10 protein-coding genes are annotated in these 12,589 nt (G+C 73.2%); 8 read left to right on the top strand and 2 right to left on the bottom strand.

What is annotated here, in order from left to right; all coding sequences use genetic code 11:
• Positions 1 to 55: 55 nt before the first annotated feature.
• Entirely contained in the window at positions 56 to 1,219 is a 1,164-nt protein-coding gene (locus IF09_RS0112995) for a cysteine desulfurase family protein (RefSeq protein ID WP_030295098.1), read from the top strand.
• Positions 1,220 to 1,230: 11 nt separating this feature from the next.
• Here the strand turns inward: IF09_RS0112995 and IF09_RS0112990 are convergent, their stop codons facing one another.
• A complete protein-coding gene (locus IF09_RS0112990; RefSeq protein WP_030295096.1) occupies positions 1,231 to 1,914 on the bottom strand; it encodes an N-acetylmuramoyl-L-alanine amidase in 684 nt (227 codons plus the stop codon).
• Positions 1,915 to 1,983: 69 nt separating this feature from the next.
• On the opposite strand from IF09_RS0112990, the gene mnmA reads away from it, so the two are divergent.
• Positions 1,984 to 3,147 (top strand): tRNA 2-thiouridine(34) synthase MnmA, encoded by a 1,164-nt coding sequence (gene mnmA, locus IF09_RS0112985; protein ID WP_078613218.1) that lies wholly within the window; start codon positions 1,984 to 1,986, stop codon positions 3,145 to 3,147.
• Positions 3,148 to 3,293: 146 nt separating this feature from the next.
• On the opposite strand, the gene IF09_RS0112980 is transcribed toward mnmA, so the two are convergent.
• Positions 3,294 to 4,217, bottom strand: a complete 924-nt coding sequence (locus IF09_RS0112980; protein ID WP_030295093.1) for an NADP-dependent oxidoreductase — start codon at positions 4,215 to 4,217, stop codon at positions 3,294 to 3,296.
• Between the two features lie 132 nt (positions 4,218 to 4,349).
• On the opposite strand from IF09_RS0112980, the gene IF09_RS0112975 reads away from it, so the two are divergent.
• The 6 genes from IF09_RS0112975 (at position 4,350) to IF09_RS0112950 (ending at position 12,543) form a co-directional block, all read left to right on the top strand.
• Complete coding sequence (locus tag IF09_RS0112975; RefSeq protein ID WP_030295091.1) at positions 4,350 to 5,339, top strand: GlxA family transcriptional regulator; 990 nt, start codon at positions 4,350 to 4,352, stop codon at positions 5,337 to 5,339.
• A gap of 93 nt (positions 5,340 to 5,432) precedes the next feature.
• Positions 5,433 to 5,777, top strand: coding sequence for a DUF1330 domain-containing protein (locus IF09_RS0112970; RefSeq protein ID WP_030295089.1), 345 nt, complete (start codon positions 5,433 to 5,435; stop codon positions 5,775 to 5,777).
• A gap of 254 nt (positions 5,778 to 6,031) precedes the next feature.
• Entirely contained in the window at positions 6,032 to 6,721 is a 690-nt protein-coding gene (locus IF09_RS0112965) for an SDR family oxidoreductase (protein ID WP_030295087.1), read from the top strand.
• The gene (locus IF09_RS0112960; protein WP_030295085.1) at positions 6,718 to 7,701 is read left to right on the top strand and encodes a methionine synthase; all 984 of its coding nucleotides are present in this window, start codon (positions 6,718 to 6,720) and stop codon (positions 7,699 to 7,701) included. Before IF09_RS0112965 ends, IF09_RS0112960 begins: the two co-directional genes overlap by 4 nt.
• A 31-nt stretch (positions 7,702 to 7,732) precedes the next feature.
• Positions 7,733 to 9,946 (top strand): NAD-dependent DNA ligase LigA, encoded by a 2,214-nt coding sequence (ligA, locus tag IF09_RS0112955; RefSeq protein ID WP_030295083.1) that lies wholly within the window; start codon positions 7,733 to 7,735, stop codon positions 9,944 to 9,946.
• Between the two features lie 602 nt (positions 9,947 to 10,548).
• On the top strand, positions 10,549 to 12,543 hold the full coding sequence (locus IF09_RS0112950; protein ID WP_234320984.1) for a bifunctional diguanylate cyclase/phosphodiesterase: 1,995 nt from the start codon (positions 10,549 to 10,551) through the stop codon (positions 12,541 to 12,543).
• Positions 12,544 to 12,589: the final 46 nt, after the last annotated feature.

Below are 12,589 nucleotides of genomic sequence, written 5' to 3'. Positions count from 1 at the left end.
GGCGGGGGCCCGCGGGGTCCGGCCCCGTGGAGCGGACTCGTAGAATCGGGGGATCATGGCCTACCTCGACCACGCCGCCACCACTCCGATGCTCCCGGAGGCCGCTGCGGCGATGACCGCGCAGTTCGCCGCCACGGGTAACGCGTCCTCCCTCCACGCCGCCGGCCGCCGCGCCCGCCGTACCGTCGAGGAGGCCCGCGAGGCCCTCGCCGAGGCACTCGGCGCCCGCCCGAGCGAGGTGGTCTTCACCGCGGGCGGCACGGAGGCCGACAACCTCGCCGTCAAGGGCCTCTACTGGGCCCGGCGCGACCGGGACCCCGCCCGGACCCGGGTGCTCGCCAGCCCCGTCGAGCACCACGCCGTGCTCGACGCCGTCCACTGGCTCGGCGAGCACGAGGGCGCCCAGGTCGAGTACCTCCCCGTCGACCGCTACGGCCGCGTGCACCCCGGGGCCCTCCGGGAAGCCATCGCGCGCAACCCCGACGACGTGGCCCTGGCCACCGTCATGTGGGCCAACAACGAGATCGGCACCGTCATGCCGGTCCACGAACTGGCCGCCGTCGCCCGCGAGTTCGCGATCCCCCTGCACTCCGACGCCGTCCAGGCCTTCGGCCAGCTCGACGTCCGCTTCGGCGAAAGCGGCCTCGCCGCGATGACCGTCAGCGGCCACAAGGTCGGCGGCCCGTACGGCATCGGCGCGCTGCTGCTCGGCCGCGACCAGAGCCCCGTACCCGTCCTGCACGGCGGTGGCCAGGAGCGGCACGTGCGCTCCGGGACCCTCGACGTGCCCGCCGTCGCCGCCTTCGCGGTGGCCGCCGTGATCGCCGCCGAGCGGCGGGAGCGGTTCGCCGCCGAGATCGGCGCACTGCGCGACGAACTGGTCGCCGCCGTGCTCCGGGAGGTGCCCGACGCCGTCCTCGGCGGGGACCCGGACGACCGGCTCCCGGCCAACGCCCACTTCAGCTTCCCCGGCTGCGAGGGCGACTCCCTGCTGCTCCTGCTGGACGCCCAGGGCATCGAGTGCTCCACCGGCTCCGCCTGCACCGCGGGCGTGGCCCAGCCCAGCCACGTCCTGCTGGCCACCGGCACGGATCCGCAGCTGGCCCGCGGGACCCTGCGCTTCTCCCTCGGCCACACCTCCACCAAGGAGGACGTCGCGGCCGTCGCCGCCGCCATCGGCCCGGCCGTCGAGCGCGCCCGCACGGCAGGCCTCAGCTAGTCCGCAGCCCGTCAGCCCGAGGCCTGGGCGGGGGTCACCGCGAGCTCCGAGCGGACCAGGCCCAGGTACCGGTCCCAGTCCCAGTGGCGGCCCGGGTCCGTGTGGTCGGTGCCCCGGACCTCGGAGTGGGCCACCATGTGCGTACGGTCCACCGGTATGCCGTATCTGCGGCATATGTCAGCGGCCAGCCGGGCCGAGGCCGCGTACATCGCCTCCGTGAAGTCCTGCGGCCGGTCCACGAAGCCCTCGTGCTCGATGCCGACGCTGCGCTCGTTCATCGCGCGGTTGCCCGAGTGGAAGGCGACGTCCATCTCGCGCACCATCTGCTCGATGCGGCCGTCCTGGCCGACTATGTAGTGCGCCGACGCCTGGTGGAACGGGTTCTTGAAGGCGTCCACGGAGGACGCGAAGCTGCCCTGCGTGACATGCACGACGATCCGGTCCACCCGGTAGTCCTCGGGCCGGTCCGCCATCCGCCAGTTCGCCGGGGAGGCCGAGGTCCAGCCCACGCCCACGTGGTCCACCTCGCCCTCCTTGCGGGGCTTGCCCACCCCCGGCAGCAGCCACCAGGCACGCCGCAGCTCGTCCTGCCCGGCGATCGCCGCCACCGTGAAGACCCCGAGCCCCCCGAACAGCACCGCCCGGCGGGTCCTGCGCGGCGCCGCCTTCGGTACAGCTTCGATCTTGCTCCCCATGTGATCCACCCCCTGCACCCGATAACGCGCTGTGACCCCGGGCGGTTCCCCCGTACTCTGGACGGTGCTATGACTGAGAACCTGCCGCGCACCGCCCGCCGCCCCCTCGCTGCGCTGGGGGGACCCCCACTTCGTGTCCTGGCCGCCATGTCCGGCGGCGTGGACTCCGCCGTCGCCGCCGCCCGCGCGGTCGAAGCCGGGCACGACGTGACCGGCGTCCACCTCGCGCTCTCCGCGAACCCGCAGTCCTTCCGGACCGGCGCCCGCGGCTGCTGCACCATCGAGGACTCCCGCGACGCCCGCCGCGCCGCCGACGTCATCGGCATCCCGTTCTACGTCTGGGACCTGGCCGAGCGTTTCCGCGAGGACGTGGTCGAGGACTTCATCTCCGAGTACGAGGCCGGGCGCACCCCGAACCCCTGCCTGCGCTGCAACGAGAAGATCAAGTTCGCGGCGCTGCTCGACAAGGCCCTCGCCCTCGGCTTCGACGCCGTCTGCACCGGCCACTACGCCACCGTCGTGGTGCACGAGGACGGCTCCCGCGAGCTGCACCGCGCCTCCGACATGGCCAAGGACCAGTCGTACGTCCTCGGCGTCCTCGACGAGAAGCAGCTCGCCCACGCGCTCTTCCCGCTCGGCGACACCCTCACGACGAAGGACGAGATCCGGGCGGAGGCGGAGGAGCGCGGCCTGGCCGTCGCGAAGAAGCCCGACAGCCACGACATCTGCTTCATCGCCGACGGCGACACCCAGGGCTTCCTCGCGAACCGCCTCGGCAAGGCCGAGGGCGACATCGTCGACGAGGCGACGGGCGAGAAGGTCGGCACCCACGACGGCGCCTTCGGCTTCACCATCGGCCAGCGCAAGGGCCTGCGGATCGGCCACCCCGCCCCCGACGGCAAGCCGCGCTACGTCCTCGACATCTCGCCGGTGAACAACACCGTCACCGTCGGCCCCGCCGAGGCCCTCGACGTCAGCGCCCTGACCGCGATCCGCCCCCGCTGGTGCGGCTCCACGGCCGCCGCCCCGGGTACGTACACCGCGCAGCTGCGCGCCCACGGCGGCGAGACCGAGGTCTTCGCGGAGATGGTGGACGGCGAGCTGCGGGTCCGCTTCACGGAGCCGGTCCGCGGCGTGGCCCCCGGCCAGGCGATCGTGCTCTACGACGGCACCCGCGTGGTCGGTTCCGCCACCATCGCGACGACCACCCGGGCCACGGCCGCGTCCGTGTGAGGCCCCGCCCCGCCCCGCCCCGAGTGCGGGAGCGGGGAGGCGCGGCCGGACTCGGAAGGGGCCGGGACGGGCATCGGAGTGTCCCGGTGACCGGGCCGTGGAGGTGTTCGCGAAGCCCCTGCGACCGCCCCTGGCTCCCGGGCCGTCTAGCCGACCGTGAGGACGATCTTCCCGGTGGTCCGGCCCAGCTCGCCGATCTCGTGGGCCTTCGCGGCCTGCTCCAGCGGCAGGACCGTGTCGACCAGCGGCTTCAGCAGGCCCTGGTCGGCGAGGGCCGCGATCTCCTGCAGGCCCTTGAGGTCCGGCTCGACGAGGACCCAGGCGGCGTGGACGCCCTGCGGGTCGGCCGGGATCCCGTCCGGGCCGGGCAGGGTCACCAGGTGGCCGCCGGGCTTCAGGACCTTCAGCGAGCGCCGGCCGTAGTCCCCGCCCACCGCGTCGATGACGACGTCCACCTCCGAGACGGCGTCCTCGAAGTCCGTGGTGCGGTAGTCGAGCACCTCGTCGGCGCCCAGCTCGCGCAGCAGCTCGTGCTTGGCCGCGCTGGCCGTGCCGATCACGTACGCGCCGCGCGCCTTGGCGATCTGCACCGCCAGGTGGCCGACTCCGCCGGCCGCCGCGTGGACCAGCACCCGCTGCCCGGCCGTGACACCGGCCGTGTCCACCAGGGCCTGCCAGGCGGTCAGCGCCGCCAGCGGCAGGGCCGCCGCCTGCACGTGGTCCAGGGAGGCCGGCTTGCGGGCGAAGTGCCGCGCCGGGGCGACCACGTACTCGGCGTAGCCGCCCGCCTGGCGCGGGAAGTTCGGCATGCCGTACACCTCGTCGCCCTCGCGGTACAGCGTCACGCCCGGCCCCACCGCCTCGACGGTGCCCGAGACGTCCCAGCCGACCATCGGGACCTCGCCCCAGCCGATGAGGGCGCCGCTGGCCCGGGTCTTCCAGTCCACCGGGTTCACGCCGGCCGCGTGGACCCGTACGAGGACCTCGTTCAGGCCCGGCTCGGGCCGGTCCATCTCGACCTCGGTGAGAACCTCGGGTCCGCCCCACTGGCTGACGACGACCGCACGCATGACTGTCTCCTTGGTTGATCTCGGTGTTGCTCGGGGTGCTCCATGCCGGTTTTCCCGGCCGTGACATCAGCTTGGCCGCACCCAGCCCCGTGCGGTGTTGGCCGTACGGCCACCATGTGACAGGATCTGGCCATGCCCGGTTTGCATCGAATCGCCGTACTCGCCCTCGAAGGCGTCGCCCCGTTCGAGCTCGGAATGCCGTCGCGGGTGTTCGGCAACGCCCACGCGGAGGACGGTGGCGCGCTGTACGAGGTCACCGTCTGCACCGCCGACGGCCTGCCCGTGACCAGCGACGCAGGCTTCACCATCGGCGTCACCGCCGGTCCCGAGGCGCTCGCCGCGGCCGACACCGTGATCGTCCCGCCCACCCACGCCATGCCCGGGCTCCTGCGCGCCGAGCCCCTGCCGCCGGCCCTGGCCGACGCCCTCGCCGGCATCCGGCCCGGCACCCGCATCGTGTCCATCTGCACCGGCTCCGAGGTGCTCGCCGCCGCCGGGCTGCTCGACGGCCGGCGCGCCACCACGCACTGGGCGCACGCGCCGGAGTTCCAGCGGGCCTTCCCGCGCGTCCTGCTCGACGAAGACGTGCTCTTCGTCGACGACGGCGACATCCTGACCTCGGCCGGAGTGGCCGCCGGCATCGACCTCTGCCTCTACCTGATCCGCGCCGACCACGGCACCGCCGCCGCCAACCGCGCCGCGCGGCTGTGCGTCGTACCGCCGTGGCGCGACGGCGGGCAGGCCCAGTACATCGACCGGCCCGTCCCCGAACCCACCGTGGCCACCACCACCGCCACCCGCGCCTGGGCCCTCGAGCGGCTCGCCGAGCCGGTCACGCTGGCCGAGCTGGCCGCCCACGCCCGGATGAGCCTGCGCACCTTCACCCGGCGGTTCCGCGACGAGGTCGGCATGACCCCGGTGCAGTGGCTCACCGTCCAGCGCCTCGAAGTCGCCCGCCAGTTGCTGGAGTCCAGCGACCTGCCGGTCGACCTCGTCGCGCACCGGGCGGGCTTCGGCTCCGCCAACTCGCTGCGCCAGCACATGCGGACGGCCCTCGGCGTCTCGCCGATCGCCTACCGCCGGACGTACCGGCCCGGCAGTCCGGCGGCCGCGGCGGCATGACCCCGGAGGTCATGGCCTTCGGCTCCGCGGCTTGGCAGGATCGGATCAACAGCCCGATCCGGTATGCCACTTGACAGCGCGGAGGCCACGACCATGACCGCTTACGCCATCGCCCACATCCGGCCCGAGACGCTGAACGAGGAGATCCTCCACTACATCGAGGAGATCCAGTCGACGATGGACCCCTTCGAGGGCCGCTTCCTCGTCCACGGGGCGCAGGTCGAGGTCATGGAAGGCCCCTTCCCCGGGACCGTGGTGGTCCTCGCCTTCCCGGACATCGAGCGGGCCCGCGCCTGGTACGCCTCCCCGGCCTACCAGGCCCTCGTACCGCTCCGCACCCGCCACATCCCGGGCGAGGTCATCCTGGTCGACGGCGTCCCGCCCGGCTACGACGCCACGAAGACGGCGGCCCGCCTGCGCTCCGAAGCCGGCCTCTGACGGGCCACCGGCCGTGTTCGTGCTCTGCGGTCCCGGGGAGGGGTGGGCCGGGCCGCGGGCCGACGCGCGGGCCCGGCTCGTCGCGGCGCGCCCGCACCTGATCGTCGGCCAGGCTTCGCCCCCGCCCCCGCCCCCGCCGCCACCGCCGGGCAGGCGGCCGCCGCACGTGCCGTGATCGAGGCGGCCTGCCGTGCCGGCGGGGGGGCGGTGACCGGGGCCCGGATCAGTGCGCCGGGGGTGCGAGCATGGGGCGTATGGCTACTCACCTGATCACCGGTGCCGGTGCGGGCATCGGCGCCGCCGTCGCCGCCCGGCTGCACGCACGCGGCGACGACCTCGTCCTGCTCGCCCGCGACGCCGCACGCGGCAAGCAGCTCGTCGAGCGCTTCCCCGGCTCCCGCGCCCTCGTCGGGGACCTCGCCGACCCCGACCGGCTGTCGTGGGCCTTCTCCAAGCAGGCGATCCCGGACCGGATCGACTCCCTCCTGCACATCGCCGGGATCGTCGACCTCGGCCCCGTCGGCGAGCTGCGCCCCAAGACCTGGCACCAGCAGCTCAACGTGAACCTGATCGCCCCCGCCGAGGTCACCCGGCTGCTGCTGCCCACCCTGCGGGCCTCCCGCGCCACCGTGGTCTTCGTGAACTCCGGCGCCGGCCTGACCGCCCACGCCGACTGGAGCGCGTACGCCGCCTCCAAGCACGGGCTGAAGGCGCTCGCCGACTCGCTGCGCGCCGAGGAGAAGCCGAACGGCATCCGGGTCACCTCCGTCTACCCCGGCCGCACCGCGACCGCGATGCAGGCCAAGGTGCACTCGCAGGAGGGCAAGGAGTACGACCCCGCCGACTGGATCGACCCCGAGTCCGTGGCCACCACGATCCTGATGGCCGTCGACCTGCCCCGTGACGCCGAGGTCAACGACCTGAGCGTCAGGCCCGGCCGATGACCGCGAGCGCCACCGGCATCGGTTCCCTCCCCGGCGGCGACGCCCGCGAGGCCGCCAAGACCGCCACCGGGACCTTCGAGGACTTCCCGTACCTCCCCGAGCTGCCCGCCCGCGGGCCCGGCGCGGACATGATCGGCCGCTCCCTCGGGCTGCTCGTCGACATGTACGCCCACGTCGAGCCCAGCGGCTGGCGGATCAGCGACCGCCCGGGACGGGACTCGAAGCGGGCCCGCTCCTGGCTGGGGGAGGACCTGGACGCGCTCGAGGAGTTCACCCAGGGGTACACGGGCCAGCTCAAGGTCCAGGCCGTCGGGCCGTGGACCCTCGCCACGGCCCTGGAACTGCACGGCGGCGAGGCCGTGCTCCAGGACGCCGGCGCCTGCCGCGACCTGGCAGGATCCCTCGCCGAAGGCCTGCGCGACCACCTGGCGGACGTACGCAAGCGCATCCCCGGCGCCGAGATCGTGCTCCAGCTCGACGAGCCGTCCCTGGGCGCGGTGCTGCTGGGACGCGTGCGGTCCGCCAGCAAGTACCGGACGTACCGGGCCGTGGACCGCCAGGTCGTCGAGGGCACCCTGCGCGAGCTGTTCGCCGTCCACGACGGAGAGGTCGTCGTCCACTCCTGCGCACCCGAGGTGCCCTTCGGGCTGCTCCGGCGGGCCGGCGCCAAAGGCGTGTCGTTCGATTTCTCTTTGCTCACCGAGCGCGATGACGACGCCATCGGCGAGGCCGTCGAAGGCGGCACGAAACTCTTCGCCGGAGTGGTGCCGGGCACCGACGCCCCGTTGTCGGACCCTGCCGGTAGCGTCATGGGTGTCAGGAAGCTTTGGCGCAGGCTGGGGCTGGCCCCGGGGACTCTGGCGGAGTCCGTCGTGGTCACCCCGTCGTGCGGTCTGGCGGGCGCTTCGCCCGCCTACGCCCGCGCGGTGCAGGCGCACTGCGTCAGGGCGGCGAGGTCGCTCGCCGACAACCCTGAGTGACGTGAAGAGACGGGCCACGGGAGGACACGGCATGGCAGCCGAACAGAAGCAGGCCGGCGACGGCACGGCCGCACCTGCGGCGGTGCGCGAGCAGCACGCGCTGCTGGCCGAGCAGGTCGAGGAGCACCGCTTCCGGTACTACGTGAACGACCAGCCGGTCGTCAGCGACGCCGAGTTCGACAAGCTGCTGCGCTCGCTCGAGGCGCTGGAGGAGCAGTACCCGGAGCTGCGCACGCCCGATTCGCCCACCCAGAAGGTGGCCGGGGCGTACCAGACGGACTTCGCGTCCGTCGAGCACCGCGAGCGCATGCTCTCCCTCGACAACGCCTTCGACGACGAGGAGTTGGCGGCCTGGGCCGAGCGGGTGGCCCGGGACGTCAACACCCCCGACTTCCACTACCTGTGCGAGCTCAAGGTGGACGGCCTCGCCGTCAACCTCACCTACGAGAAGGGCCGCCTCACCCGGGCCGCCACCCGCGGCGACGGCCGCACCGGCGAGGACATCACGCCCAACGTCCGCACCATCGCCGACATCCCGGACCGCCTCAAGGGCGACCGGATCCCGGAGCTCGTCGAGATCCGCGGCGAGGTCTTCTTCCCGATGGAGAAGTTCGAGGAGCTCAACGCCCGGCTCGTCGAGGCCGGCGACAAGCCCTTCGCCAACCCGCGCAACGCGGCGGCCGGTTCGCTGCGCCAGAAGGACCCGAAGGTCACCGCCACCCGGCCGCTGCACATGGTGGTGCACGGCATCGGCGCGCGCGCCGGCTTCGAGATCGACAAGCTCAGCCACGCGTACGAGCTGCTCAGCGAGTGGGGCCTGCCCACGGCCCGGCACAACAAGGCGGTGACCTCGCTCGCGGAGGTACGCGATTTCATCGCGTACTTCGGCGAGAACCGGCACTCGGTGGAGCACGAGATCGACGGCGTCGTCGTCAAGCTCGACGAGATCCCGCTCCAGGGCCGCCTCGGCTCCACGGCCCGCGCCCCGCGCTGGGCGATCGCCTGGAAGTACGCCCCCGAAGAGGTCAACACCAAGCTGATCGACATCAAGGTCGGCGTCGGCCGCACCGGCCGGGTGACCCCGTACGCGCAGGTGGAGCCGGTGACGGTGGCCGGCTCGGAGGTCGAGTTCGCGACGCTGCACAACCAGGAGGTCGTCAAGGCCAAGGGCGTGCTCATCGGGGACACGGTGGTGCTGCGCAAGGCCGGCGACGTCATCCCCGAGATCCTCGGCCCCGTGGTGGACCTCCGTGACGGCACCGAGCGGGAGTTCGTCATGCCGGCAGAGTGCCCCGAGTGCGGGACGCCGCTGCGGCCGATGAAGGAGGGCGACATCGACCTCCGTTGCCCCAACGGGCAGACCTGCCCCGCCCAGTTGCGCGAGCGGCTGTTCTATCTGGCGGGCCGCCAGTGCCTGGACATCGAGAACTTCGGCGCGGTGGCCGCGGCCGCGCTCACCAACCCGCTGGAGCCGGCCGAGCCGCCGATGCTCGACGAGGGCGACCTGTTCGGCCTCACCATCGAGCAGCTGCTCCCCATCAAGGCGTACGTCCTGGACGCCGACAGCGGGCTGCCCAAGCGCGACCCGAAGACCGGCGAGGAGAAGATCGTCACGGTCTTCGCCAACCAGAAGGGCGAGCCGAAGAAGAACGCCCTGGCCATGCTGGAGAACATCGCGGCCGCCAAGGACCGCCCACTGGCCCGCTTCATCAACGGCCTCTCCATCCGGCACGTGGGCCCCGTCGCGGCGGAGACCCTCGCCCGCGAGTTCCGGTCCGTCGAGCGGATCGAGCAGGCCACCGAGGAGGAGCTCGCCGCCACCGAGGGCGTCGGGCCGATCATCGCGGCGGCGGTCAAGGAGTGGTTCGCCGTCGACTGGCACCAGGAGATCCTGCGCAAGTGGCGGGAGGCCGGGGTCCGGATGGAGGAGGAAGGTTCCGGCGAGGAGGAGGGCCCGCGGCCGCTGGAGGGCCTGACCGTCGTCGTCACCGGAACCTTGCAGAGCCACACGCGGGACGGGGCGAAGGAGGCCCTGCAGCGCCGCGGCGCCAAGGTGACCGGCTCCGTCTCGAAGAAGACCTCCTTCGTCGTGGTCGGTGAGAACCCGGGCTCCAAGTACGACAAGGCGATGCAGCTGAAGCTGGCCGTCCTCGACGACGCGGGCTTCGCGGTGCTCCTCGAACAGGGCCCCGACGCGGCACGCGAGGCGGCGCTCCCGACGGAGGACGCCGCCGGATCGGAGTAATACCCCCTGAACGACACGGCGGGACGCGTATCCGGGAATAGGTGAAGGCGAACGGATGCGTGGTGTGCGGCCGTGCGGGCGGGCGCACGCCAGGCGCAACGCCCGGTGGTAAAAGGCTGGTACAGGGCTGTTCGCAGGGCGGTGACCTGTCGGATCATCGGATGGGTGACCCGAGGGTCCTGGTTCAAACTCACCCGTTCGGCGGATACCGTACTGATGAGGATGGCTGGGTCGCATTCGGGCAACCGCCGCCGACCGCTGCCCCTGGGAGCCTCTCGCGTCCTACTGTTGAGGGGTGCGCCTGTCGTGCACGGCTGCGGGATGCGATTCCAGCCGTGGTGGCATGACATCGGGGCCATCGCGTGGCATCGGCATTGCCGGCTGTGAGAGGGACGGGCATGAAACCCACCGAAAGCGCCGACCCGTCACCTGATGTCGGCGGGGAGATCCCGTCCATGCGGACGGGCCGGCTCGGTGTCCTGGGTTCCAGGACGCCGGACACCCACCCGCTCGACACCGGCGCGGGACCGGGCGGAGCGGGGCAGCGCACCGTGCTGCCCTTCGTCATCGTGGGCCTGTCCGCCGTGGTCCTGGCAGCGGGCATGGTCTCCGCGCTGAGTGACCGTCATGCCCTGTTCCCCGGCGGCCCGGTCGGCTGGGCACTCGCCCTGCTGACCGGCATCATCGTGGGCCACCTGGTCGCGCTGGGCCGCGACCGCTGGTGGGGCGGCACCGGGTCGGGCGCGGCCCTCACCCTCGGCGTGCTCCTCCTGTACGGGTGGGTACCCGCGGGACTCGTCTCGCTCGCGGTGGTCTCCCTGGTCGGGGCCGCCCGCCGGCACCGCTGGCGCCAAGGGCTGCTGCACGGCGCCACCGACATCCTCGGCATCGGCGCGGGGGCCCTCGTACTCGCCGCGTTCGGCGAGGCACCGACCGTCGAGACGCCGTGGCGGCCCACCGCCTGGGGGCTGGAGGCGGCGCCCGAGGTCATCCTGGTGGCCCTGGCCTACCTTCTGGTCACCAAGGTGCTGCTGTGGCTCGCGCTGACCCCGCGCGGCGGCGCCCTGCCCACCGTCGCCCGCACGGCCCTGCTCCGGCAGGCCTTAGTGGCCGTCGCCCTGCTCGGCATCGCCCCGCTGATCTGCGTGGTCGCCGTGACGCAGCCGGTGCTGCTGCCACTGTTCGCCGTACCTCTGATCGCCCTCGACTCCACCCTGTGGATCGCCCGGGCGCGCGCCGAGGAACAGCTGCGCGATCCGCTGACCGGGCTGCCCAACCGCCAGTGGCTCCTGGAGCGGGCGTGGTCCGCTCTGGACGAGGCTGAACGTTCGGGCACCCGGTCAGCTCTTGTGCTGATCGACCTGGACCGGTTCCGCGCGGTCAACGACACGCTGGGCCACCTCGCCGGCGACCGGCTGCTCCTCCAGATCGCCGACCGGCTCCGCCAGGCCCTGCCCGAGGACGCCGAGGCAGCCCGCCTCGGCGGCGACGAGTTCGCCGTGCTCCTGCCCGTCGCCGACTCCACCACCAGCGCCCAGCGGGTCGCCCGCCACCTCGTCGGCGAGCTCAGCTCTCCTCTCGACCTGGACGGCCTCACCCTCGTCCTGGAGGCCAGCGCCGGCCTCGCCGTCTTCCCCGACCACGCGCTGGACGCGGAGGGGCTGCTGCGCCGCGCCGACGTCGCGATGTACCAGGCGAAGCGCGACCGTACGGGCGTGGAGGTGTACGAGTCCAAGCGGGACAGCAACACTCCCGACCGCCTCGGTCTCCTCGGCGATCTGCGGCGGGCCCTCGACGCCGGTGAAGTGGAACTCCACTACCAGCCCAAGGTCCGCTTCGACGGCCAGGTGGCCGGGCTCGAAGCCCTGGTGCGCTGGGTGCATCCGGAGCGGGGCCGGGTCTCGCCCGACGAGTTCATCGCGATCGCCGAGACCTCGGGGCTCATGCCCCACCTCACCGAGTACGTCCTCGAGACGGCCCTCGCCCAGGTGGCGCGGTGGCGGGCGCAGGGCCTGAAGGTCCCGGTCGCCGTCAACGTCTCGCCGCGCGACGTCCACACCCCCGGCTTCGCCGGCGCGGTCGCGGCCCGGCTGGCCCGGCACGGGGTCCCGGCCAGCGGGCTCCAGCTGGAGATAACGGAACACGTCCTGCTGGAGGACCCGCAGCGGGCGGCCGACACCATGGCGGGCCTGACCGGCCACGGCGTCAAGATGTCGCTCGACGACTTCGGCACGGGCTACTCCTCCCTGGTGCACCTGCGGCGGCTGCCGGTCAGCGAGCTGAAGATCGACCGCTCGTTCGTGGCGCGGCTCGCGGTGGACGCGCAGGACGCGGAGATCGTGCGCTGCACGGTGGACCTGGCGCACTCGCTGGGGCTGCTCGTCGTCGCCGAGGGCGTGGAGGACGACGAGACCTGGGAGCGCCTGCGCGACCTGGGCTGCGACGCAGTCCAGGGCTGGCTGGTCGCGGCCGCCATGCCCCCGCAGGAGGCCACGGCCTGGCTCCTGGCCCGTGGCGAACGCGGCTGGCGCCGTCCGGCGGACATCACGGCGGAACTCTCGGCCTCTCCGACCCATGCGGAAACCCCGGCACAGTAGCCGGCGCGGCAGCCGGGGCCGGGCCCGGAGGGACCCCGGTGGGAAA

The sequence above is a fragment of the Streptomyces katrae genome, from assembly GCF_000717655.1.
Lineage (GTDB): Bacteria > Actinomycetota > Actinomycetes > Streptomycetales > Streptomycetaceae > Streptomyces > Streptomyces katrae_B.
The sequence above is the reverse complement of the archived record's forward strand: the minus strand, read 5'-3'. Positions and strand labels throughout refer to the sequence as shown.

What these genes read in the sequence shown, in the direction of transcription:
- IF09_RS0112995 (WP_030295098.1), top strand. Translation starts at nt 56, where the DNA reads ATGGCCTACCTCGACCACGCCGCCACCACTCCGATGCTCCCGGAGGCC.
- IF09_RS0112990 (WP_030295096.1), bottom strand. Translation starts at nt 1,914, where the DNA reads ATGGGGAGCAAGATCGAAGCTGTACCGAAGGCGGCGCCGCGCAGGACC.
- mnmA (WP_078613218.1), top strand. Translation starts at nt 1,984, where the DNA reads ATGACTGAGAACCTGCCGCGCACCGCCCGCCGCCCCCTCGCTGCGCTG.
- IF09_RS0112980 (WP_030295093.1), bottom strand. Translation starts at nt 4,217, where the DNA reads ATGCGTGCGGTCGTCGTCAGCCAGTGGGGCGGACCCGAGGTTCTCACC.
- IF09_RS0112975 (WP_030295091.1), top strand. Translation starts at nt 4,350, where the DNA reads ATGCCCGGTTTGCATCGAATCGCCGTACTCGCCCTCGAAGGCGTCGCC.
- IF09_RS0112970 (WP_030295089.1), top strand. Translation starts at nt 5,433, where the DNA reads ATGACCGCTTACGCCATCGCCCACATCCGGCCCGAGACGCTGAACGAG.
- IF09_RS0112965 (WP_030295087.1), top strand. Translation starts at nt 6,032, where the DNA reads ATGGCTACTCACCTGATCACCGGTGCCGGTGCGGGCATCGGCGCCGCC.
- IF09_RS0112960 (WP_030295085.1), top strand. Translation starts at nt 6,718, where the DNA reads ATGACCGCGAGCGCCACCGGCATCGGTTCCCTCCCCGGCGGCGACGCC.
- ligA (WP_030295083.1), top strand. Translation starts at nt 7,733, where the DNA reads ATGGCAGCCGAACAGAAGCAGGCCGGCGACGGCACGGCCGCACCTGCG.
- IF09_RS0112950 (WP_234320984.1), top strand. Translation starts at nt 10,549, where the DNA reads ATGGTCTCCGCGCTGAGTGACCGTCATGCCCTGTTCCCCGGCGGCCCG.